The organism is Acinetobacter sp. CY79 (assembly GCF_059515845.1).
Genome location: NZ_JCAKMY010000013.1, coordinates 44,353 through 69,377 on the forward strand (window position 1 = coordinate 44,353; position 25,025 = coordinate 69,377).

The 25,025-nt window shown below is 39.7% G+C and carries 17 protein-coding genes and 3 tRNA genes; 14 read left to right on the forward strand and 6 right to left on the reverse strand.

Annotation, left to right across the window (positions count from 1 at the left end):
• Window positions 1-241 precede the first annotated feature (241 nt).
• Entirely contained in the window at window positions 242-1,762 is a 1,521-nt protein-coding gene (locus tag AC5YCE_RS07040; RefSeq protein WP_496126640.1) for a catalase, read from the forward strand.
• Window positions 1,763-1,864: 102 nt separating this feature from the next.
• On the opposite strand, the gene AC5YCE_RS07045 is transcribed toward AC5YCE_RS07040, so the two are convergent.
• Window positions 1,865-2,989, reverse strand: coding sequence for an MBL fold metallo-hydrolase (locus tag AC5YCE_RS07045; protein ID WP_496171520.1), 1,125 nt, complete (start codon window positions 2,987-2,989; stop codon window positions 1,865-1,867).
• Window positions 2,990-3,551: 562 nt separating this feature from the next.
• Here AC5YCE_RS07045 and hcaR point away from each other — a divergent pair.
• The gene (gene hcaR / locus AC5YCE_RS07050) at window positions 3,552-4,451 is read left to right on the forward strand and encodes a DNA-binding transcriptional regulator HcaR (protein ID WP_496126638.1); all 900 of its coding nucleotides are present in this window, start codon (window positions 3,552-3,554) and stop codon (window positions 4,449-4,451) included.
• A gap of 120 nt (window positions 4,452-4,571) precedes the next feature.
• Here the strand turns inward: hcaR and AC5YCE_RS07055 are convergent, their stop codons facing one another.
• From AC5YCE_RS07055 to AC5YCE_RS07065, 3 genes are all read right to left on the reverse strand, one after another.
• Window positions 4,572-5,240 carry an HAD family hydrolase gene (locus AC5YCE_RS07055; RefSeq protein ID WP_496171521.1) on the reverse strand — a complete coding sequence of 223 codons (669 nt, stop codon included), beginning with the start codon at window positions 5,238-5,240 and terminating at the stop codon, window positions 4,572-4,574.
• 60 nt (window positions 5,241-5,300) lie between these two features.
• Window positions 5,301-6,272, reverse strand: coding sequence for an RluA family pseudouridine synthase (locus AC5YCE_RS07060; protein WP_496171522.1), 972 nt, complete (start codon window positions 6,270-6,272; stop codon window positions 5,301-5,303).
• 517 nt (window positions 6,273-6,789) lie between these two features.
• On the reverse strand, window positions 6,790-6,933 hold the full coding sequence (locus tag AC5YCE_RS07065; RefSeq protein WP_496126635.1) for a hypothetical protein: 144 nt from the start codon (window positions 6,931-6,933) through the stop codon (window positions 6,790-6,792).
• A gap of 99 nt (window positions 6,934-7,032) precedes the next feature.
• Here AC5YCE_RS07065 and AC5YCE_RS07070 point away from each other — a divergent pair, with 99 nt between their 5' ends.
• From AC5YCE_RS07070 to AC5YCE_RS07090, 5 genes are all read left to right on the forward strand, one after another.
• Complete coding sequence (locus AC5YCE_RS07070) at window positions 7,033-10,506, forward strand: Rne/Rng family ribonuclease (RefSeq protein WP_496171523.1); 3,474 nt, start codon at window positions 7,033-7,035, stop codon at window positions 10,504-10,506.
• Window positions 10,507-10,712: 206 nt separating this feature from the next.
• Entirely contained in the window at window positions 10,713-12,554 is a 1,842-nt protein-coding gene (locus AC5YCE_RS07075; protein ID WP_496171524.1) for a long-chain-acyl-CoA synthetase, read from the forward strand.
• 196 nt (window positions 12,555-12,750) lie between these two features.
• Window positions 12,751-12,826: transfer RNA gene (locus tag AC5YCE_RS07080), tRNA-Lys, on the forward strand.
• A gap of 21 nt (window positions 12,827-12,847) precedes the next feature.
• A tRNA-Lys gene (locus AC5YCE_RS07085) sits at window positions 12,848-12,923 on the forward strand.
• A 73-nt stretch (window positions 12,924-12,996) separates the two neighbouring features.
• Window positions 12,997-13,072: transfer RNA gene (locus AC5YCE_RS07090), tRNA-Lys, on the forward strand.
• Window positions 13,073-13,440: 368 nt separating this feature from the next.
• Here the strand turns inward: AC5YCE_RS07090 and AC5YCE_RS07095 are convergent.
• Window positions 13,441-14,061, reverse strand: a complete 621-nt coding sequence (locus tag AC5YCE_RS07095; protein ID WP_496126632.1) for a hypothetical protein — start codon at window positions 14,059-14,061, stop codon at window positions 13,441-13,443.
• Window positions 14,062-14,353: 292 nt separating this feature from the next.
• Between AC5YCE_RS07095 and AC5YCE_RS07100 the strand changes: the two genes are divergently transcribed.
• Window positions 14,354-14,623: a PspC domain-containing protein gene (locus AC5YCE_RS07100; RefSeq protein WP_496126631.1), complete on the forward strand. Its 270-nt coding sequence runs from the start codon at window positions 14,354-14,356 to the stop codon at window positions 14,621-14,623.
• 368 nt (window positions 14,624-14,991) lie between these two features.
• On the opposite strand, the gene AC5YCE_RS07105 is transcribed toward AC5YCE_RS07100, so the two are convergent.
• On the reverse strand, window positions 14,992-16,224 hold the full coding sequence (locus tag AC5YCE_RS07105; RefSeq protein ID WP_496171525.1) for an LptM family lipoprotein: 1,233 nt from the start codon (window positions 16,222-16,224) through the stop codon (window positions 14,992-14,994).
• A gap of 453 nt (window positions 16,225-16,677) precedes the next feature.
• Here AC5YCE_RS07105 and glyQ point away from each other — a divergent pair, with 453 nt between their 5' ends.
• The 6 genes from glyQ (at window position 16,678) to AC5YCE_RS07135 (ending at window position 24,653) form a co-directional block, all read left to right on the forward strand.
• The gene (gene glyQ / locus AC5YCE_RS07110; protein WP_496171526.1) at window positions 16,678-17,661 is read left to right on the forward strand and encodes a glycine--tRNA ligase subunit alpha; all 984 of its coding nucleotides are present in this window, start codon (window positions 16,678-16,680) and stop codon (window positions 17,659-17,661) included.
• Window positions 17,661-19,730: a glycine--tRNA ligase subunit beta gene (gene glyS, locus AC5YCE_RS07115; protein ID WP_496171527.1), complete on the forward strand. Its 2,070-nt coding sequence runs from the start codon at window positions 17,661-17,663 to the stop codon at window positions 19,728-19,730. Before glyQ ends, glyS begins: the two co-directional genes overlap by 1 nt.
• 73 nt (window positions 19,731-19,803) lie before the next feature.
• Complete coding sequence (locus tag AC5YCE_RS07120; protein WP_496171528.1) at window positions 19,804-20,709, forward strand: hypothetical protein; 906 nt, start codon at window positions 19,804-19,806, stop codon at window positions 20,707-20,709.
• 95 nt (window positions 20,710-20,804) lie between these two features.
• The gene (locus AC5YCE_RS07125; RefSeq protein ID WP_496171529.1) at window positions 20,805-21,194 is read left to right on the forward strand and encodes a hypothetical protein; all 390 of its coding nucleotides are present in this window, start codon (window positions 20,805-20,807) and stop codon (window positions 21,192-21,194) included.
• A gap of 464 nt (window positions 21,195-21,658) precedes the next feature.
• Entirely contained in the window at window positions 21,659-23,683 is a 2,025-nt protein-coding gene (locus AC5YCE_RS07130; protein ID WP_496171530.1) for a CocE/NonD family hydrolase, read from the forward strand.
• A gap of 412 nt (window positions 23,684-24,095) precedes the next feature.
• Window positions 24,096-24,653 carry a hypothetical protein gene (locus AC5YCE_RS07135; protein ID WP_496171531.1) on the forward strand — a complete coding sequence of 186 codons (558 nt, stop codon included), beginning with the start codon at window positions 24,096-24,098 and terminating at the stop codon, window positions 24,651-24,653.
• Window positions 24,654-25,025: the final 372 nt, after the last annotated feature.

Consider the following 25,025-nt stretch of genomic DNA (forward strand, 5'->3'; position numbering starts at 1 on the left):
AGATCTATATTATCTCTAATGACAAACACTTAAAGCTATTTGTAAATTGATGATATAAGGATTAAAGTCAAAGCTTAGCTCTATATATTGATTGGCTCTGCACAATCAAACAATTGTAACAATGTCACTTTAAAATGAATTAACAAAACGGTTCATGTCATGATCGAATAGGAATGATATTTCTTCATTTGAGAATATATTCTTGTTAATCATCATGATCAAAAAATAATGGAGATAAACGATGAGCGATGACTCAAAAAAATGTCCTGTATCCCACTTGACTACTGATGCTGGTGCTCCTGTTGTAGATAACCAAAATAGTATGACAGCAGGCGCACGCGGCCCATTACTTTCACAAGATGTATGGTTACATGAAAAGCTGGGTAATTTTGTCCGCGAAGTTATTCCAGAGCGTCGTATGCACGCGAAAGGTTCTGGTGCATTTGGTACGTTTACCGTTACCAATGACATTACTCAGTATACTCGTGCTAAAATTTTCTCTGAAATCGGCAAAAAAACTGAATTATTTGCCCGTTTCTCAACGGTTGCTGGTGAACGCGGCGCAGCGGATGCTGAGCGCGACATTCGTGGTTTTGCTTTAAAATTCTATACTGAAGAAGGTAACTGGGATCTCGTGGGTAACAATACCCCTGTATTCTTCCTTCGTGATGCACGTAAATTCCCTGATTTAAACAAAGCAGTGAAACGTGATCCTAAGACCAATAAACGCAGTGCAACCAATAACTGGGATTTCTGGACTTTACTGCCAGAAGCATTACATCAAGTCACTATCGTCATGTCGGATCGTGGTATCCCAGATGGTTACCGTCATATGCATGGTTTCGGTAGCCATACATTCAGCTTTATTAACGCCAACAATGAGCGCTTCTGGGTCAAATTCCACATGCGTACTCAGCAAGGCATTAAGAACTTAACAGATGCAGAAGCGGAAGCAATCATTGCGAAAGACCGTGAAAGCTCACAAACAGATTTATTTGATGCAATTGAACGCGGTGATTTCCCGAAATGGAAAATGTACGTTCAAATCATGCCTGAACTCGATGCTGAAAAAGTCCCTTATCACCCATTTGACCTCACTAAAGTATGGCCTAAAGGTGATTATCCACTGATTGAAGTGGGTGAGTTTGAGCTTAACCGTAACCCTGAAAATTACTTCCAAGATGTAGAGCAAGCCGTTTTTGCACCAAGCAACTTGGTGCCAGGGATTAGCTTCTCTCCTGACCGCATGTTACAAGCTCGTCTGTTTAACTATGCTGATGCAGCACGTTACCGTGTCGGCATGAACCATTACCAAATTCCTGTCAATGCGCCTCGTTGTCCTGTTCACTCTAACCGTCGTGACGGCCAAGGTCGTGTAGATGGAAACTATGGTGCTTTACCACATTACGAACCAAACAGCTTTAACCAATGGCAAGAGCAACCTCAGTACAAAGAGCCACCTCTAAAAATCTCTGGTGCAGCGGATTATTGGGATTATCGTGAAGATGATAACGATTACTTCAGCCAACCTCGTGCATTGTTCAATTTGATGAATGATGAACAGAAACAAGCTTTGTTTGATAACACTGCAGGTGCAATGGGTGATGCACTTGATTTCATCAAGTACCGTCATATCCGTAACTGTTATGCATGTGAACCAGCCTATGGTGAAGGTGTAGCCAAAGCACTTGGTTTAACCGTAGCAGATGCACAAGCTGCACGTGCAACTGATCCAGGTCGTCACAATCCTGGTTTTCTTTAATTCTAAATAGAATTTAGAAGCATAAAAAACCACCTGCCAAGGTGGTTTTTTATGCTCTAGTTCAATCTGGCTAATCTCAATGAATGTCATTTTCAGAGTAAATTAAACAATCAACCGTCTACCTTCTCGAATACAATACATTGGATTCATCAATTTGGATGAGTTCTTCATCGCATGATGCAAATCTAATTCAGGTTGCTCACGTGACTCATCTGTGAGCTGAAACGTACGATAATGGATTGCTAACGATCGACGAGCTTGTAAATCCACATGTGCATGGAATGCATCTTGAGGATTCATGTGCACATGTCGAAGTAAAGATCTAGGTTCATAAGCTCCGATGGGAAGTAAAGCGATACGTGGATTTCCTAGACGCTTTTGTATCTCCTTGAAATGGGGTCCATAGCCTGTGTCCCCTGCAAAGAAACAATGTCCATGCTCCGAAACGATCGAGAAGCCGCCCCATAGTGCAAGATTCTGATCTCTCGCTCCTCGCCCTGATCCGTGTTGTGCAGGCGTATACACGATTCTTAACTGATGCAATAAAGCTGACTGCCACCAATCCATTTCAATCACATGGAAAGCCTTCGGCAAATAATAACCATTCCCCAAACCGGTATAAATTGGCATTGCAAATTTCTTATGCAACCACGTTAAACTTGCCAAATCCATATGATCATAATGATTATGGCTCAATAAAACCGCATGAATTTGTGGAAGCTGCTCTAAAGCGATTCCCGCAGGAATGACTCGTTTAGGTCCATAGCCTTGCTTTGGACTAACATGCTCAGCCCAAACCGGATCAGTTAAAAAATTATAAGGACCAATTTGAATAAGAACCGTCGCATGTCCAATGTACCAAATTTGCCAGTCACTCATCGGTGCAAGCGGACGCTCTTCAGGCAATGCTTTTTGTGTCGCAAAAAACTCTTTCGTTTCTGCCTGAAAGTCCCCTGTCCATGTCTGAGACTTTCGTGACATGATCCATTTTAAAAGATCCCAACGACCTATTTTGTCTGGAGCTTCGACCAGATTGGTAAATTGTTGACCATTATGATGATCAGTCGCTATAAATTTAAAATTGGGCTTAGACCATGTATGCGATACACAGTCCATCGTTTTGATTTGGTACTGTAATGCTGGTGTCTGCTTCAAATTTTTTGTTTTAACATTCGAAGTTAACAAACGAGAATCCGCTGATGGATTTAATTCGCTCTGTTTCGACATTAGTAATTAAACGCCCTATTCTTTAACTGAACCCAATGAAAATACACGAAGTTTTACATCGTTTAACGCGTATCTATGATTTTAAATGCCTAGAATTTTAAACACGCATTCATACAGACAAATGACATTCATTCACGTTTGACCCTTTTTAATCTCTCTCGTGTTAAAAAAATGATTTCAACAGTCAAATCAAGTATTAAAAGCAACATATAGATATATATCAACTTAGTCAGTATTTTAGCGAATCATTCGGCTAATTTATTGTGTTGATTTGTTGTTTTTCTCAATATATTTAATGTTTTATAAAAACTATACGTATTGAGATTGAATCTAAACATATTGGTTTGAATAATGATATATAGCCAAGAATAGCTGTATTGAGAGGAAATTACGCTTAAAAGAACCCTAAATTATATGAAATTAACTATGCCATTCTCAGCTTCATTTATTTTCTAAATACTATAATAAGCTTACGAGATGGTGCTTTATCGTTTATACTCGAGCTCAATCGAAGTAATAGATATTTTAGCTTAATGCTCGGCTTGATACTCGGACGAATTTTATGGAATTGCGCCACCTTAGATATTTTATTACTGTCGCTGAAGAGCTTAATTTTAGTAAAGCCGCACTGCGACTCTATACTGCTCAACCCTCTTTAAGTCAGCAAATTAAAGATCTGGAGGAAGATGTAGGTGTAAGACTTTTAAATCGTACAAAGCGTAAAGTTGAATTGACTGAAGAAGGGGCTGTTTTCCTTGAACAAGCACGTTTAACGCTAGCGCAAGCCGATAAAGCAGTTGCCATGGCGCGTCAAGTCTCTCAAGCGAAACAACAATTACTTCGAATTGGCTTTGTTCCCGTAGTGGAAATGAAAATTTTCCCCTATGTCTTGCCAAATCTTCGCGTTCAAAACCCTGACCTGAAAATCGATTTACTCAGTTTAAATAACGTCGATCAAATTCGCGGTATTAAAAAAGGTGAGCTGGATATCAGCTTTACACGCGACAACTTCCAATCCGATGAGATTGAAAGTAAATTTGTCTTACGTGAACCGTTAATTTTCATCTTGCCGAAAGATCATCCTTTAGCAAAGTATGAACGTATTCCAGTTCAAGCATTGGATGGTATTGATTTCATCATTCCATCGGATGAACAATCTAAAATGCTACATGATGCTATTTTAAATTTCGCCAAAGACCAAGGCATTGAATTCAATATCGTCCAAAAAGCCGATAATATTTTATTCAATATCAACTCGATTGGTATCGGTTTGGGTTGCACCATTTTACCCGGTTACATTGCACCACTGACTATGAACAACACGGTGATTCGCCCGCTTGATGTTGAACTTCCATCGCTTGATTTGTTTGTCAGTTATCGCAAAAATTCGAGCTCTACAGCGGTACAAAAATTTATCGATTTACTCTCCAAAGTATTCTATTTAGATTTCAATCAGAGCTGATCAGTTTAAGCCTTAGATTGTAATCATTGAGTTTCAAACTTTGCATGCGTCGTAATACTCACAAATCAAAAAAGCCCACTCAATATGAATGGGCTTTTTTGATTGAATACATTGAAGAATTTAAGCACTTTCCTTCAATTTAATCTGATGATTCAACAACTGGTGTAATGTCGTTACATCGGATGCTAAAGCAATCGGATTAAACCTTTCCAACACATGTGACTCGTGCACACCATAAGTGACACCTACTCTTGGCATGTTGATGTTCTGCGCCATTTCTAAATCATAAGACGTATCACCCACCATAATCGCTTGTTCAGGTTCAATGCCAACCACGCTCAATATTTCCGACAGCATTAATGGATCTGGTTTAGACTTGGTTTCACTGGCAGCACGCGTTGCAACAAAGAGATCCGTGCTTTGAGTTTGTGCCAAAACACGATCTAAACCTTTACGGCTTTTGCCCGTTGCAACAGCGAGTTGAATCCCTTGCCCTGCCAAATCCTGCAACATTTCAGCAACACCATCAAACCAAACATCATGGGTTGAATGCTTGACATAATGGTCAGAATAACTTTGCAAAATCGCTTGATGCAATTCAGGCACGTTAGGGAAAAGTACTTGTGCAACTTCAGGCAAACCTAAGCCAATAATGCTTTTAGCCGCTTCATCAGTTAAAGGCTGACTAAACTGTTCAGCAGCAAATTTTAAACTTTTTACAATTTGAGTCACTGAATCAAATAAAGTGCCATCCCAATCAAAAACAATCAGCTCAACAGGTTTTTGCATAAAATATTCCACAATTTGACTCAGTGATTGATCCCAGTTTAGTCATCAATCTAAGATGACTTATTCAACATCGTGTTCAAATAAAGTAGGCTGTTTATCTTTCTTTTGCGCTCGGAGCTGCGCAACAATACTCTGCATATCTTCAGGTAGGGGTGCTTCAATTGGCGCGTAACCTGGAATATCTAGACGCATCGCATGGAGACATAGACGACGTGCTTTAGGCCCTTTATATTCAGTTTCATGACCGTACTTTTCATCCCCAATTAAAGGGTGACCTATACTTAAACCATGCACACGAATCTGATGGGTACGACCTGAAAGTGGTGATGCATACACTAAGGTTGCATGCATAAAACGCTCTTTCACATTCCACTGCGTTTTTGACTCTTTGCCTTCTTTAGATACACATACACGACGTTCGCCATTGGCAAGTTCATAACGGTATAAAGGTGCGTCAATCAGTTGTTTGTCTAGACTCACTTGACCCTTAACAACAGCAGCATAGGTCTTTTTGATTTTGTGCTCACGCAACATATCTTGAAGTAATTTCAAGGTGCTACGCTTCTTCGAAATCATTACTAAACCTGATGTATCACGGTCAATACGGTGGATCAACTCAAGATATTTTTTACCTGATGCAGCACGTAAACCCTCGATCAAACCATATGCCACGCCACTACCACCATGTACCGCAATCCCTGCTGGCTTATTCACCACCATCAAACCTTCATCCTCATAAATTACACGACTGAGTAAACTTTGAGCGACTTTATCAGACACAGGTACAGCAGATTCGTCTTTTTGCTCATAACGAATTGGAGCTACGCGAATTTGATCACCAATCGCGAGTTTCGTCTCCGGCTTAATTCGTTTTTTATTGACACGTACTTGACCTTCACGAATTAAACGATAGATACGACTTTTCGGCACACCTTTTAAACGTGAAAACAAAAAATTGTCGATGCGCTGACCCAATTGGTGCTCATCCACTTCAAACCAAGTGACGTTTTGCCATTCTTGTGTAGAATTCATACAGTTACGTTGACCTAAAAAAATACTAAATTTGATTAAAAACTGATCACTTAGACTGTACTTTTCACTAGAAATGTCAGTCTAGCCCATAGGCAGATGATGTAAGGTTTGCTATAGTCAGCGCACGGATACCGCCGTAAGAGAGCATTCATTTAGAAATTTCAATAACTTTGAAATCAAAAACTAAATTTGATCGCTCTATCACACCTCGGAATGGTCCCAAAAGAATACGCCGACGCCGAAGGCTTATTATATCGGCAAAAAGACAAACTGTTGCGTTTAATTGTGCTTTTGCACATAAATCAGTTTGTTTAAAAAAATATGTTTCCAACATCATGTTGGATTTTAAACGTAAACTGATACACATCAGAATAGTCGCAACCTGACTGATACTCAGGCTACAGCGTTAGATGCATTGGATCTGCACAGTTTGTAAAGATACGACGATAATTCCGTATCAAGACACTCTATCAAATATGAAGAGCTGATCTTCGAGCAATGTGACAGTGAAAGTAACTCACATCCAATGCACCGCATGTCCGCCAGTGAGTACGCAGGTAACTTTAATCAGTGACAGGATTAAAGCCGTATTGCCATCATCAATACGTGAATCAAAAACCGAAGCCTCACCAAAAAGGTCGGTAAATGGCTCAGACCACAATCTTAATTGAACAGTCTGAGTTTTTGATCCATGATATTTGATGTTCGCGACAAAATAGCGATTGTTTGTTTGTGTATCATCTAGTTAGGTGTTACACCCATGAAACGTATGTTGATCAATGCAACACATGCCGAAGAAGTTCGCGTTGCACTTATCACTGGTCACCGTCTTTACGATTTTGATTTAGAAAATCGCACGCGTGAACAAAAGAAAGCCAATATCTATAAAGGTCACGTGACTCGCGTTGAGCCTTCTCTAGAAGCCGTTTTTGTAGAATATGGTGCAGGTCGTCAAGGTTTCTTGTCGATGCGCGAAATTGCCAATTCATACTACAAAGCTGATCCTCGTCAGACTTCAAATATCCGTGAACTCATTACTGAAGGTACTGAGCTTCTGGTTCAAGTTGAAAAAGAAGAACGTGGAAATAAAGGCGCTGCCCTTTCTACCTTCATCTCTTTAGCCGGTCGTTACCTTGTCTTGATGCCAAATAACCCGAAAGGGGGGGGTATCAGCCGTCAGATTTCAGGTGCAGTTCGTGAAGAATTGAAAGAAATGTTGGCATCTTTAAACGTACCTCGTGGCATGAGCGTGATCGTTCGTACTGCGGGAATCGGTCGTTCTCAAGAAGAGTTACAACTTGATCTTCAACATTTGTTAGATCTTTGGGCACGTATTCAAAAGTCATCAACTTCTGGCCCATCGCCAATGTTGGTCCATCAAGAAGCTGGCGTGGTGACACGTGCCATTCGTGATTATCTACGTGATGATGTTTCTGAAATCCTAATTGACTCTGAGCAAGCCTACAACGAAGCCTACAACTTCGTGAAAGCAGTGATGCCGAACCAATTAGACAAGCTAAAAACATATACTTTGAACGAACCTTTGTTCGCTCATTTCGGTATCGAAAGTCAAATTCAAACCGCTTACGAACGTGAAGTTAAACTTCCTGCGGGTGGTTCGATTGTGATTGACCAAACTGAAGCTTTGGTTTCAATCGATATTAACTCTGCAAAATCGACTCGTGGTCATGATGTTGAAGAAACAGCATTAAACACCAACTTAGAAGCTGCAGAAGAAATCGCTCGCCAATTACGTTTGCGTGATATCGGTGGCTTGGTTGTGATCGACTTCATCGATATGACCAAAGAGCGCAACCAACGTATGGTTGAAGCGAAACTTCGTGAAGCAACACAAAGCGACCGTGCCCGTATCCAATTCGGTCAATTGTCTCGCTTTGGCTTAATGGAAATGAGTCGTCAACGCTTACGCCCATCTTTAGAAGAAGCAACAGGTTATGTATGCCCACGCTGTCATGGCACAGGCATGGTACGTGATCTTCGTTCGTTATCTCTTTCGATTATGCGTAAAGTGGAAGAAATTGCACTGCGTGAACGTCAAGGTGAAGTTCAAGTTGAAGTGCCTGTTGAAATTGCAGCATTCTTATTGAATGAAAAGCGTCACAGCCTTGTTTACTTAGAACAAACGTCAAATGTACGTGTGACAGTATTACCCCATCCACATTTAGAAACACCGCATTACGAGATTACATTTAACCCAGAAGGTTTCGCACCAACAAGCTATGAGCGTACTGAAGCAACACGCAATAGTGAAAAAGAATTGGGTTATGAATCTTCTGAGTGGCATTTAGATGAAGAACAGCATGTTCAACATACGCATGCCCCTGCACCAGCACAGCAAGACAAAAATGCGAAACGTAAAAATGCTGCTCCAGCGCCACAAAATACAACGCAGAAACCTGTTCAAGCCACTGTAGCAGCACCTTCAACTAGCCCATGCGCTTGGCTAGAAAACTTGTTTGTCCAAAAACAAGCAGCAACGATTGATCAATCACGTACTGCAAACAATGCCGCAGCCGCGATTGAACAAATGGTCAATGGTGGTGCAGTAAGTCGTGGTCAATTTGGTCAAGTTTCTCATACTGCTCCTGTTGTTGCAGTTGAAATACCTAAAGCTCCTGAAACCAATGCGTACATCTCACATAGTCCTATAGCTAAAAATGATGTTCGTGACGGTGCTGATCGCGCTGAGAAAGATGATCGTCCACAGCGTAACAACAATAAAAAGCCACGTAACAACAAACAACGTGACAATCGTGAACAAGTCCAAGATCAGCATGTCATTGAAGAAGTTGTACAAATAACACGTCAAGAACATCGCCATGAGCAACGTCAAGAGCGTCATGATGTATCTCGTCAAGAGAATCAGCGCCATGACAATCTTCGTCAAGACAGTATGCGTCAAGAGCATCCACGTCAAGACAACCGTCATGAGCAACGCATTGAACCACGTGAGCAGAAACCACGTAATCCAAAGCGCCCACATCAAAATGAACAATCATTTGATGCGCAAAATGAGCCAGCTGTTCCACGTCGTGACCGCAATGCACAACGTCCACCTCGCCCAAATCGTCACCGCGATCAAAGCGTATTGAATGAACAACCTGTTTCAATACCTGTTGATCAAGCTCAGCAACCTAAAGTGGACATGGTGGATGTACCACATAACAATAACCTCACTACAGCACTTGTCGTGAACGTAGATCAGACAAAAAGTGAAATCATCGCTTTAAACCCTACAGTTCAACCAGTGGTTAATGACGTTATTGAGACTATAGTTACTCCTACACCTGTTGCAGAAGTAATCAAAGCTGAAGCGCCTAAAGTTATTGAAGCTCAAATCACTCAAGCTGAGCCAAAGCAAACTGAACAAGTACAACCTGTTCGTCGTGCAAGCAATGATCCTCGCCAGAATCGTCGCAATAAACAACGTGACAACAAAGCGAAAGTGGTTGCCCCTAAAGTCAATCCTTCACAGGTACCTACCTTAGGTCAATACACAGTAATCAGCTTAATTCGTCATGTATATGGGGACGACTGCTCTGTTTTGATTGAACAATTTGGTTTAATCCCAACCTTCAATCGTGCATTGCAAAAGTTCACTGAAGCGTACATAGCAACACTCACCGTCGCATCTAATCACACGACGGAAGAGAAAAAGCCCGTAACACGTGATGTTGTTGTCACGAAAGTGCAAGTTGAAGCTGAACCAGCGCCTGTGTTGAATTTAACACCGCCAAAACCGGTTTCAGATAATCGTGTTGCTAACGATCCACGTGAACGTCGTCGTCTAGCGAAACTTGCTGCTGAGCAAGCAAAGCAAGCACGTGTTGAAGAAGTCAATGCTGTAGAAGCGCCTGCTGTTGTTACTGTAGAAGAATCTACTGTGGCACCTGCTGAGATCGCTCCAACAATTGAAACTGAAACCAGTGCAGTTGTTGATATCACGATTGATGAAAAGGTTGAGACTGAAAGCACTGTAGCAGTTGCAAATACTGTTGTTGAGCCTTCAGTAGATACAATTGCTGAACCTATTGCAGTCAAAACTGACATCAAGAAAGTGGGAAAGGCGTCTGATGCGAATCCGAAAGTTGAAAATTCAAGCTCGGAAGAAGTAAAAGATGATGCTGAATTATCGGATGAAGATAAACCAGTACGTCCTCGTCGCCCTCGTGGTCGCCCACCTAAAAAAGCAACTCCTCCTACTGAAGAGTGATTAGCCAAATAATCTTAATTTAATAAAACCTAGTCATTACGATGGCTAGGTTTTTTTTGTTACTTTAATCAAGGTTGTTAGACACCTTTGACCAATCAAGATTGAATTAACGCGCAAGTTGGTTTAAAAATACTTTAAAAATGACAGCAAGACTCTATTGCGACGAATTAAAGATAAACGGATAAAGAATACAAAATAGGATTCCCATGAGCCAAACCAATAATCATGATCTAATCGGACTCACTGACGTTGCTGTACGTTTACCCAAATTAATCGGAAAACTTCCTCACATTGCTGTCGGGCTGAGCCAAGCCTATTTTAGAACAGCCTCGACGCCAGCAGGTTTAGCTCTAGCCTTTGAAAAAGCCGTAAAACGCAACCCTACGGGTTATGCCTTGTTGTTTGAAGACCAAAAATATAGCTATAACGCACTGAATGATTGGGCCAATCAAATTGCTCACTTTTATCTTGCTCAAGGCGCGAAGAAAGGTGATGTGATTGCGGTAGTAATAGAAAACCGTTCTGAATTGCTGGCAACCGTCATGGGTTTAGCCAAGATCGGTGTCGTCTCCGCAATGGTCAATACCTCTCAAACAGGTAAAGTGCTGACGCACAGCATTAACCTTGTAAAACCAATTGCGATTATTGTGGGTGAAGAATGTCGTGAAGCTGTATCAGAAGTGCGTGAAACACTCAGCATTACTGAAAAAGATTTTTATTGGTTCGCAGATCAAAATACACGACAAGATATCGGTGAAGCACCTCAAGGCTATACCAATTTAGCACAAGAAATTTTGTCATTTTCCAAGTCAAATTTAAAAGAGACCCATAAGGTCACTGGTGCAGATGGGTTATTTTATATCTACACTTCAGGCACAACAGGTTTGCCTAAGGCCGTGATCTTTAGTAATAGCCGCTGGATGCTCGCTTTTGGCACCTATGGTCATGTGCTTAATCTCAACAAAGATGATGTTCTGTACTGCACCTTACCGCTTTATCACGCCACAGGTATGGTCGTATGTTGGTGTGCCGTGCTTGCAGGAAATTCAGCACTCGCCATTCGACGTAAATTTTCAACGTCTCATTTTTGGACTGATGTTAAAAAATTCAATGCTTCTGCCATCGGCTACGTGGGTGAGTTATGCCGATACTTGATGGATGCCCCTGAATCAAGCGATGAACGTTCGCATCGTGTGACCAAAATGATTGGTAATGGCATGCGCCCCAATATTTGGAATAAGTTTAAACAACGCTTTGGGATCGAAGAAGTATTCGAACTTTATGCGTCGAGTGAAGGTAATGTGGGGTTCTCCAATGTTTTAAACTTCGACAATACAGTCGGTTTTTCACCCGTTCCTTATGCCATTATTCAATATGACAAAGAAAAAGATCAGCCCATATTAGATAAAAATGGACACTGTATAAAAGTGAAAAAAGGCGAAACTGGACTGCTCATTGGGAAGATCACCAATCGCTCCCCTTTCGATGGCTATACAGATCCCGAAAAGAATAAATCATCGATCATGCATAACGTGTTTACCAAAAATGATTCGTACTTCATTACAGGTGACTTAGTGAAAGATATAGGTTTCCGGCATGCACAATTTGTAGATCGCTTGGGTGATACCTTCCGCTGGAAAGGTGAAAATGTGTCGACGACCCAAGTTGAAAACATCTGTAGCGATTATGAAAAAATCACAGAAGCTGTGGTGTATGGTGTAGAAATTCCTAACACCAATGGTCGTGCAGGAATGGCGGCGATCACTTTAAAAGAAGGCGAAACACTAAATGATGAAGATCTAGTTAATATGGTCATCGAATTCAAGAAAAATCTACCCTCTTATGCCATTCCTGTTTTCTTACGTGTGCAAAAAGCCATCGAAACAACAGGCACTTTTAAATATCAAAAAAGTAAATTAAAGGAAGAAGGCTTCGATTTAAGCAAAACAGATGAGCAGATTTTGGTACTGTTACCGCAAGAAGATCGTTATTGTAAGATGACACAAGAAATTTTCGACAACATTCAAGCGTATAAATATCGCTTTTAAAAGTAATTGTTGCCTATTTTATGATTAGATAAAGCGGATTTGTTGCATTTATAATCAACCATAGGCAACTTTCTTAATTTTTACTTGCGCTCGGTTGAGATCTTGCTACAATACGCTCCATCAAACGAAGTGGTGTTAGAAAAATCCTGTTTTTCTCACACTCTACATTCAAATTCATTTTTGATTGTGATGTTCAGGGTCGTTAGCTCAGCTGGTAGAGCAGCGGACTTTTAATCCGTTGGTCCCGCGTTCGAATCGCGGACGACCCACCATTTTATTTGATCATCCTTGATGGGTCGTTAGCTCAGCTGGTAGAGCAGCGGACTTTTAATCCGTTGGTCCCGCGTTCGAATCGCGGACGACCCACCATCATATCCTTCGGGATAATGCAAAATACCATATCTTGCGCCGTATAAATGATACTCATCATTTACACTCCTCAGGGTCGTTAGCTCAGCTGGTAGAGCAGCGGACTTTTAATCCGTTGGTCCCGCGTTCGAATCGCGGACGACCCACCATTTTATTTTTTTAAACACTATTTAATTTAAATGAATCTAGATCGTAAAAACGATGATAGATGATTTTTCATATCTACGCTGTGCATTTCACTAAACTCATTTGAGCGATGTTCCATCTCGATTAATGAAATTAATCTAGGCTTAATGCTGATATTTGAATATCGTAAATCTCATTTTTAATCTGTGAATGGCTTGAAGCAAGCAAAATAAAAAAAACTACTTAATCGCTTTATAACAATTTGATGCGTTATAACTCTCGCAATCAAGCAGATTGTTTTCAATCGAAGATTTTGAGCCCAGCGAACAGCATTAGCTTTTTTTCACTTATCCCCTTACTCAAACAACTCTAGATATTAATTAAATACGGCTCAGTCTGCTCGCTTAAGCACATAATTTTCTAATGGAAAAGCACCGCCCTGCGCAAAAAAATCAATATTTTTTTGCGTAAAATTCCGAACTTTTTCACTATTCAACACCATGGTATGTGTATCTTTCATGGTATAAAAAAACTCGACACCATTTGCACGGTGTAAAGTAATTTGCTTCAGTTCAGGTTGATATGACCAAGTATCCTGACGATACTGTTTATGGGACTCAAAAGTAATTGTGCCTAAATGAATAATGGTGCGATGTGCTGTGCCATCTGGCAATAGATTCAAGATAAAATCTGCATGCCCACTTTCACAAGAGACCAAGGGATCATCACAACTGATCGAGGCATAATACCTACCCACATAGGGCATTGCTTGCTCATCTACACTTGATTTTTTCTGATGTTTCTCGAAAACTGGCACAGTTGCTTGACCTGCAATATCAGTGAGCGTACGCCCCTCTTCATTTGATACGCCTTTTTGACTCTGCATTTCCGCATCATACTTTTCCAACGCTTCTGTAGAAGAAGGTGAATTACATCCAGTCAGTGCAAGAATCACCAAGCAACTCGCAAGAAAAAGTGAGGATCTTCGTATTGGCTTTATAGTTTGAAGCATTCGACCACACCCAGAGTAAATTGAGTCATTATTTTTAATCACCTTATTATAGCTTTAGCAGATGACCATATGACCAAACAATTGATTGTCTAAAATGAGATTAATCAACCAAACTCTATATTTCAATGACTTAGATTATAAAATCCTGTCACTAATTACATAAATTAACGATTTAATGATGATGGTCACTTTAAAAATCTTGATTTCATCTCCATAAAATATACATACATATGAGATATTTTAATTTCTGGATTATGTATCCATTTTATTTTAGGTTTTAAAGGAGACCTCAATGGCCAATGTTGGTTTATATCGCTCTAACCGCTCAAATATGATTGCAGGTGTAATGGGTGGTATTGCTGAACGTTTTGGTTGGAATGCGAATTTGCTTCGTATGATCTTTGTCGTTGTATCACTGATGAGTGCCGCTTTTCCTGGCATTTTAGTATATTTGGTACTTTGGCTCGTCATGCCAAAAAAGCAATATAAATATGACCCACTTTCATCGAGTCACCTATCACCAAATCATCAAAATCCAATTCGCACTGTGAATCAGGATTAAGTCTGACGATTTTAATTGAAAGCAATAGATCAATATCAAATCACGAGTTTTTGATTTGGTTGTTTTTCAACTACGACTCTTCCCCGAGAGCTCGTAGTTTTTTTATTATTGATCACCTTCATTTAACTTATACTGCATTACTGTCAAATCCATCTGTAATTACCTACACGCTACTCATTGAATTTGCAATCTACCCTCATCAAAGACATTGAACATAAAATATACTTTTAAAAGCATAAAAAATAGAAATTTTTATTAATAATATTAAGTCTTTATATCTTTTCGATATCATTTAAATTGTTTAAAAATATTCAGCTCAACATTGTTATTGAGCTGAATAAAAAAAGGTTAGGTACTTAAAACTAAATTTAAACTTGCCCAACACCCAACCAAGTGAATTGATTCGGTACAGTATCGAGTTGAATGGTTTGTTTAATCGTTCCTGTTTTTAAATCTACATTGAGAATCAGCTTTTTCTGTACATCATTTAAGTACACTTCATCTGTATGACCATTTGCCACCAATTGAGTTTTTGCTAAATCAGGTGATTGAGGATCTATGACATTCAGACGTGTTTTCAGTTCCCATGTTTTACTATCAAAAATATTCAATACGCCTTTGCTATCGAGCACTACAAAATACTGACCCGATGAACTATAGGTTTGTTTCAAACGTGTTGTGCTTGGATCATTGACCCATTTGATTTGATTAGTACTTTTAAGCACTGGATCAATGATAAAAAGATCTGGCGTCGTCGATGCCAATGCCACTAAATTTGGGGCTAAATGATGCCCGACCACTGTGCCGATCCGCATAGAAAGTGGAATCTTAAAATCTGTAAATTTCTGACCTTGTTGCTCTACGACTAACACACCATCTTCACAACCAAATGCTGAGAATTTTTGAATCGAGGATGCGCCATGTAAACCTGAACAAGGATTAGTTAGCGTTTGTTGTTCATGGAAGTGATCGCCATGTATGCCATAGCTTTTCACGATACTGACTTTAGACTGACCATCAGCAAGATAAGTACTCAATACGACATCACCTCGAGGCTCAGCCACGCCATGATGCTTAAAAGGTAAGCTTTGACTCGCAACGCTACTATTAAAAATATCTTGGTCTTTAAAGACATCAAATTTGGCACTTTGATCGTTATTACCATCGTAAAAAATCGCTGCTTGATCATTAAAGTTTCGGTAATGGGTCGGTGAGGCGCCATTGAGTTGATATGTTAATAATCGTGGTGTTTGACTCGAGATATTCCCTTTATTCAGACTTAAGCCACTGTCATAAAAATTTACGACGCCTTGAGTTCGATTCATTAACACCCCATAACGGTAGCCTGCACTGGCATGAATAGCACTGGGGTTAAAACTGAGTTGAGCGTTATGAATAATTTTTTTCTGTGCAAAATCATAGAGATTCAACTGAGGACGATCTGGATCTTCAGTCAATATCAATAAGCGCCCTTGTTGCTGTTGCAAGTCTGGTTTTTTATCAGGGGTTGGTATAGGGCTTGAAGATGAATCATCACCGCCACAAGCACTAAGCAATAAAGCGCTGATTGTCAGCGTGAGTAAGGAAGCTATTTTTGTCATGTTGTAATCCATTTGTAGTGTTATGACTAAAATTCGATCAAGTAGAATGATATTAGAATCATTTTCAGTTATGTTATAACATTACATACAAAATTTACAATCTGAATTTGACTAACGGACATTCATTTGGGCTTGCAAAAAGAGCTAAACGTTCAGAAAATAATTTTTTCTTTTTAGTTACAGCAAATTATCAGTAATATAGAAACATCGAACAATCACATCATGATAATGACAAACAATCGCGAAGAACTTTTAAAACACTTAGCTGCTTCTTTAAGAGATGCTAAAGATCTCTAATTCAAAATGATGCATTTTGTAATTGGTATGAATCAATATTTAAAGTTAGTCCTAATAAAATAAACATGAACCTAATGGGCGACTAAAGCCTTTGCCACTCCCTTCTAAAATCCTTATACTTAGAGCCAATTTTTATCTCATTTTAAGTGGATGACCATGAGTCGCGCCATATCGCATATTGATACATTTCAAGGCTTAATTCTTGCCTTACAAACCTACTGGGCTGAACAAGGTTGCGTCATTCTACAACCTTACGATATGGAAATGGGCGCAGGTACATTCCATACAGCAACATTCCTTCGTGCATTAGGGCCAGAAACGTGGAACGCAGCTTACGTTCAACCGTCGCGTCGTCCGAAAGATGGTCGTTATGGTGAAAACCCAAACCGTTTGCAACATTATTACCAATTCCAAGTCGTGCTTAAGCCAAACCCAGACAACATCCAACAGTTGTATCTTGACTCGCTTAAAGCGATTGGGATCGATCCTTTAGTTCACGACATTCGTTTTGTAGAAGACAACTGGGAATCTCCAACACTAGGCGCTTGGGGCTTAGGTTGGGAAGTATGGTTAAACGGTATGGAAGTAACCCAGTTTACTTACTTCCAACAAGTGGGTGGTGTTGAATGCTACCCAGTAACAGGTGAAATCACTTACGGTCTTGAGCGTTTAGCAATGTACCTTCAAGGTGTAGATTCTGTTTACGATCTTGTTTGGACTAAAGGTCAATTTGGTACAGTAACTTACGGCGATGTATTCCATCAAAATGAAGTTGAGCAATCGACTTACAACTTCGAATACGCAAACGTAGAAAAAATGTTTGAATTGTTCGACTTCTACGAAGCTGAAGCATCTCGCTTAATGGAAGCTGAACTTCCACTTCCTGCATACGAGCAAGTCATCAAAGCATCTCACAGCTTTAACTTGTTAGATGCACGCGGTGCGATTTCTGTGACAGAACGTCAGCGTTATATTTTACGTGTACGTACTTTGGCTCGTGCTATTGCACAAAGTTATGTTGCTGCTCGTGCGAAGCTTGGCTTCCCAATGGCAGAACCTGCACTTCGTGATGAAGTTCTTGCACAGTTGAAAGCGCAAGTTGAAAGCGACGCAAAAGTTGAATCTAAGGAGAGCAAATAATGTCTAAACATACCGTTTTGTTCGAATTAGGTTGTGAAGAACTTCCACCAAAAAGTCTAAAAAAATTACGTGATGCACTGCAAGCAGAAACTGTAAAAGGTCTAAAAGATGCAGGCTTGGCTTTCGATGCGATCGAAGCGTATGCAGCACCGCGTCGTTTGGCACTTAAAATTGTTAATGTTGATAGCGCGCAAGCAGATACACAAAAACGTTTTGACGGCCCTGCTAAACAAGCTGCATTTGATGCAGAAGGTAACCCAACCAAAGCTTTAGACGGCTTTATGCGTGGTCAAGGCATTACGGTTGATCAAGTTTCAACTTTCCAAGCAGGTAAAGTTGAAAAAGTGTGTTACCTAAAAGACGTAAAAGGTCAAAGCCTTGACGTTTTACTTCCGCAAATTTTACAAAATGCGTTGGATAATCTTCCAATTGCGAAACGCATGCGTTCTGCGGCTAGCCGTACTGAATTCGTACGTCCTGTAAAATGGGTTGTGTTGTTAAAAGACAACGCTGTGGTTGACGCAACCATTCAAGATCACAAAGCAAGTAATGTGACTTATGGTCACCGTTTCCATGCGCCTGAAGCAATTACGCTTGCTCATGCTGATGAATATTTAGCGAAGTTAAAAGCTGCTTACGTTGTGGCATCTTTTGAAGAGCGTCAAGCGATCATTGATGGTCAAGTAAAAGCGTTGGCTGACGAAGTAAACGCTATTGCGATTGTACCAAGTGATTTACGTGATGAAGTGACTGCACTGGTTGAATGGCCTGTTGCACTTCGTGCAAGCTTTGAAGAACGCTTCCTTGCTGTTCCTCAAGAAGCACTCATCACCACGATGCAGGACAACCAAAAGTACTTCTGCTTAGTAAACAGCGATAATAAACTTCAACCTTACTTCATTACGGTGTCAAACATTGAGTCGAAAGACCCAACACAAATTATTGAAGGTAACGAGAAAGTTGTTCGTCCACGTTTATCGGATGCTGAATTCTTCTTCTTACAAGACCAAAAGCAACCGCTTGCTTCTCGTAAAGAAAAATTAGCGAACATGGTCTTCCAAGCAGAACTCGGTACGCTTTGGAATAAATCGACACGTATTGCAAAACTCGCTGTTGCTTTAGCACCGATTACAGGTGCAAACCCTGTGGATGCTGAAAAAGCTGCGCTTCTTGCAAAATGTGATTTAACGTCTGAACTTGTGGGTGAATTCCCAGAACTTCAAGGCATCGCGGGGACTTACTACGCACGTCTTGAAGGCGAAAATGCTGAAGTAAGCGATGCTTTAGGTGAGCAGTATTTACCTAAATTCGCGGGTGATGTTTTACCGAAAACCAAAACAGGGACTACGATTGCCCTTGCCGACCGTTTAGATACGCTCACAGGTATTTTTGGTATTGGTCAAGCACCTACAGGTTCTAAAGACCCGTTTGCGCTTCGTCGTTCAGCAATTGGTATTTTGCGTCTTGTAACTGAAAACAATCTTGATGTTTCTATTGAAGATTTGATCAAACTTGCTCTTGCTGCGTATGGCGATGTATTGAAAGATCACGCTAAGACGCTAAATGATGCTGTTGCATTCCTTGAAGGTCGTTACCGTGCCAAATACGAAGACCAAGGCGTTGCGGTTGATGTAATTCAAGCGGTTCAAGCATTGTCACCAAAATCACCGCTTGATTTTGATAAGCGTGTGAATGCGGTGAATCATTTCCGTGCATTACCTGAAGCGGCTGCACTTGCTGCTGCCAATAAACGTGTTGCGAATATCTTGGCGAAAGAAGCTACACCAATAGGCGCTGTTGTTGAAGCAAACTTGGTTGAAGATGCTGAAAAAGCATTATTCGCTGAACTTGCGAAAATCACACCTGTGGTTGAGCCTTTATTTGCTGCAAAAGACTACACCGCTGCGTTGTCAGCACTTGCTGCACTTCGTGCGCCAGTGGATGCGTTTTTTGAAGGTGTGATGGTAATGGCTGATGATGCTGCACTTAAATCAAATCGTTTGTTGATGCTTGCTCAACTTCGTGACTTGTTTACGGCAGTTGCTGATATTTCGGTATTACAGCACTAAGAAATAAAATTTCTTGAGATTTACTAAAAACTCCGCTAGTTTACAGCGGAGTTTTTAGTAATAATTAATTAAAATGCAGAATAGCTTAATAAAATCTTCATCTAAATTCACTTCATTGTCATTACTGGTATTAGTTATCCCAACAGTTGCTATTGAAGTAAAACAGCTCTATTTCATAGTTCTTTCTGAAAATTCAATTTTATATATTTATTCTACAATTGCTCAAATTATTGCAAGCTTAATTGCTCTCACATTAATTTCCATACCCTATCTATACAATGAGTTAGAGATTAAATTACGAGCGGATGACACACTGGAAACAGCTATTACGACTGCAAAACAAAATTTGTTTGAATATTTATTAATGATTTTTGCTACAGGGATTATATCTATTTTATTTTGCCTTATTACTATAGGTGCATTTAACTACATAAAATTTCAAAATATCTCAATAACACTATCAACATTTAGCTTCTTTAACTTTATAGCAATTCTTTTGTACTTAGTATTTTACAGTTTTGATCCAGAAAGATTAACAAAAATATCAAACAATTATATCGAAAAATTAAATAATGATAATAATATTAACACTCCTCTGTCTCCCTCCACACAAACGGTACAGCCTGAAGGCTTCAATGACTCAAATTTTGGTGCTGATGTAGAAACAAGCAATAGCGATCCGCATAAAAACATTGAGAGATTTTTTATCAAATACTTAAAGATGGAAAGCGATATCATTCAAATTCATAGAAATAAATTTCCAAATTCACAATCTTCATCTTTCAATAAGGTACTCAATGAACTTTTTTCATTCGGTACTTTTACATTAGAAGAAATAAATATGATTTATGAAATCAAAATTTTCCGAAATGCCTTAGCACATCGTTCTCCCGAACAAGAAGTGAAACCTAATTTATTAAAATATTATGATCAACGTTTGGATAAGGTAGTTTCCAAGATAGACAAAAGTAAAAATTAAGAAAACGATTTCATGATGTAGCCCTAATCCTATAGCCAATTTTAATCTAATTACCTATACTCAATAACTTACTGTACTCAAAAAGAAAGAATCTTATGGCATTCAAAAGATCACTATTCACTTGTCTTATTACTTTTTTTATTACCGCTTGCTCAACAATCCCATCCAACCCCAATGCTCCTCGCGTTTTAGAACAACACAAAAACATCGCTGTTGAACCTGAAACCAAACACAACTTGGCACGACTGATTAAACAAAAAGACAACTGCCTCATCGAATTTACAGGCAACTTTACAACAGGTAAAGCCACTGAATATTGGCTATTTCAAAACAATCAACTGATCTCAGCATTCACCAAAGTCGATGCACAAGTTGAAGACCAAAACACTGTATTTGACCCACAAGACCCTGAAAAAATCAAAAACTTCCATGCACTCAAAAATAACTTCAAAGCATCGAACTTAACAAAGTGTGAAAATATCTAAGAGCAGATCTTTAAACCCTGAGCTATATTCAAGTCATTCTCTGCAAACCATCAGCACAAAGAGACATACTCTTTTTGTGCTTTTTTAGGCTCTCTACATTCATATTTCGACTGGCATAAGACATCATCCTCGCCCCCAAAAAACCAATCACGATAAAATCATAATCTTTTAAAGATAGATGATTTTCTATACAAATGTATTTTTAGTAGCGACTACAAAAACAAATTTTTTCAATAAAAATAAGTAACTTAAAATATTTGATATTGCCATTCCGACAAACTACACCCACAAGACTTGTTAGAAAAACTAAACAGTGATACAACTCTTAGGCCTGATAAAAAATCACATTTTTAATCAAAAAAAGGCAAATGCAACACATAAAAAATCAGGAATAAAAATATTAAAAATATTCCTTCGTTTATTTAAAGCACTTTTAAAAAATACAGCAAACAAGGATTTGTATCATGAAATTGCTCAATTCTTTCTATGCCGCTTTAGGTATAGGTGTCACAATACTTGCGACATCCATCGGCATAGCAAACAAAACACTCAATCCCACGCAGAATGTGAATTCGGATTTGAGTTATCTGAGTCCACAACCTGCACCTCTGAATCCATCTAACCCAAGTACAACCTTACCAGGTACAACGATTTCGTTGAAAAACACGCAGTTGGGTACACGTAAATCACCGAGCAAAGCGCAAGTTCCTTTGCTCACCAATGCCAATGCGCAATGGCAACTGTATGATCGCCCTGCGCAATATCCAAAATCTGTCACGCTTCCACCACAGTGGATTACTATGCGTGATGGCACTCGACTTGCGGCTTATGTCACCCTACCTGCGGATGAATCGGGTCGTCCAATTAATGAAAAATTCCCCGTGATCTTGGTACAAACCGCATATAGCGCAGGTACAGCAGGTAAAGTTTCAGCGATTGCAGGTGGTGCCGATCCTGAAATGGTGAAACGTGGTTATGCGACTGTGGTTGCAGACGTGCGTGGTACAGGTAATTCAGGCGGTAAATGGGAAGCTTTTGGTAAAATTGAACAGCAAGATGCCTATGAAGTCATTGATTGGTCAAGTAAGCAAAGTTTCTCTGACGGAAAAGTCGGTTTATACGGCGTTTCATATTTAGGAATTACAGCAGTGTTGGGTGCAACGACTCAGCATCCTGCGATTAAAGCAGCCTTCCCGATTGTCCCGATGGGCGATGCATATCGTGACATTTTGTTCAATGGCGGTCAGCTGAACAGTAACTTTATTCCGCTTTGGATGAGCTTGATTACTATTTTGGGCACATTACCGATTGATACATTGGTACAAGACCCAATCACAGGTAAATTGATGGCACTGGATAAGATTAAAAACAGTACCGAGTTCCAAATCCCACTCTTCACTGATGCATTCAAAGGCAAAGCCAATTCCTTTGACAATGAATTTTGGGAAGAACGTTCACTGTTAGAACAAGCAGATAAAATTACCGTACCGACCTTTATTGTCGGTGGTACACGTGATTTGTTCCAACGCAGTGAACCGCTATGGCATGAAGCGTTGAAAGACCATACGACGGTTAAAACATTTATTGGTCCTTGGGCGCATATTCAAGCAGCACAACTGTTCCCGAGCTTGCCAAAAGGCAATGTTCCGCGTTTAGACAAAATGCAATTGCAATGGTTCGACCAATATTTAAAAGGCATGAACACAGGCGCAGAAAGCTTGCCAAACGTGACCCAATGGGTGCATGGCTATGATCAATATGTGGTGAGTACAGATTGGCCACATGCTGCGATTGATCCAGATCGTTATTTCTTAAACAATCGCGGTAATCTTGTAAAAGATCGTCCAACCAATACTTCAGGTGAAAGCTACTTACTTCAAGCACCGACCTTTGGTCTATGCTCAAGCACAACTGAACAAGTGTTGATTGGTGCGACGTCTATCTTGCCATTCCCATGTCTTGAAAATAGTAATCTGTCTAATATTCCTGCTTCAGTCTTCAACTCTGTACCTTTAACAGAGGACTATTACTTAAATGGTCCGATGCAGGCTGATTTGTGGATTTCATCAAGTTCGAAAGACAGTGGTTTAGTGGTGCGTGTGTCTGATGTAGACCCTAAAACAGGCAGTGCGAAGACTTTGAGTACAGGGATTATCACAGCATCGATGCGTAAAGTAGATGAATCACGTTCACGCTACATCAAAGGACAAATGATTCAGCCTTGGCATACGTTTAAAGAATCAGATGTTCAACCTTTAGAGAAAAATAAGCCAGTATTGGTAAGCATTGAAGTTCCTGCAACTGCGGCTCTGATTCCTAAAGGACATCGTATCCAGATTTCTGTGGTTTCAAGCGATGTATGGAAAGGCGTTGCGCCATTACCTAGTTTAACCTCTTCACTGCTTGGCTCTATTTCGATTTACTCAAACTCGAAATACCCATCCAGTGTTGTTCTTCCTAAAGTACCGACTCAATATTTAAAGAACTAACTTGAAGAACTAATTTTTCATTTTGATGATTTGCAGAACCTGAATACTGTCGAGTATTCAGGTTTTTTAGACTTCAATAGGATCTTAAATCCCCCGATTACTGCCTTGAAAAACACCTTTTATCCACTATAATCTGTCTTTTAAGAATGTTGTTTTTCATTTACATCGCTTTACTGTGTAAATAAAAAACGCAAGCTAATTTAAAATCATGCAAATAAAGAATAGCTTACGCATTTTTTAATCCATCTACACATTCACAATATATTCATGATTGTTACTGAGGCGTTGATTGCCTGTGTGTGTTTAATCTCAAATTCAATCTTGAGTGCATTTAGACTTTACTATGTTTTCTGTCTGATCCCTGATGGCGATTTGAATCGTCACTCAGGAAAACCATATAGGAGACAGATCCATGAACAACATAATGAAAACCACAGTTCTAACAACGGCTTTATTCTCTTCAGCTTCGATTTTTGCAAACACTACTTCGACTACAGGTGCCTCTGTGACTGGTCAAGTGAATACATCTGCTGAAGTACAGACCAATAATCAAGGGGTCATCAGCAGCTTGAATCAAGGTGTACATAATGCCGCTGACAAAGTGGGTCATGGGATAGAAAAAGGCGTAGAAAACACGCGTGAATTTACCAAAGATAAATGGCAAGACACCAAACAGTTTAGTTCTGAGAAAAGTGCTGTAGCGAAAGAAAAAACCCAGCAAGTCAAAGATAAATGGTCAGAAAAGTCTGAAGCAAGCAAAGAAAAGACCAAACAAACCCAAGACACATTGGCTGACAAAACTGAAAAAGCTAAACAGCATACACAAGCAGGTTGGAACAAAACCAAAGAGGCTTTAACGCCAAATTCGGGTGAAGCTGGATTAAATACCAACTCTAATGTTGAAGTAAATACGCCTATCGGTAGTGCAAAAACAGGCTTGAATACTAACGGTAGTGTTCAAGCGCAATAAGGTTTTAAACTCAGATTGGACTGAGTGAATTGCCTCTTTAATCTGGTGTGAAACGACTCAACCCTGATTATAAATAGAGGACGCTCAGAACAATCTCAGATTCTTACTCTCTAGAATTAAGTCTCTAGAATCAAGCCTATGATCAAGTGTTCTCCAGCCTTGGTCATCAGTAAAATACAGCTCACCTAGACTTGTCTCTGGGTGGGTGGTATGCCAATTTAAACTCATGTTTTAAATCTCTTATCGACTCAAATTCCGCAGCAGAATTGAAAGATTAAATTAAAACGATTCATCCACCCTATTGCTTTCGTCATTCGTTATTTGAAAAGCGATGGTGCTTTACATCATTGTTTAATAAACGCCAAAAATACG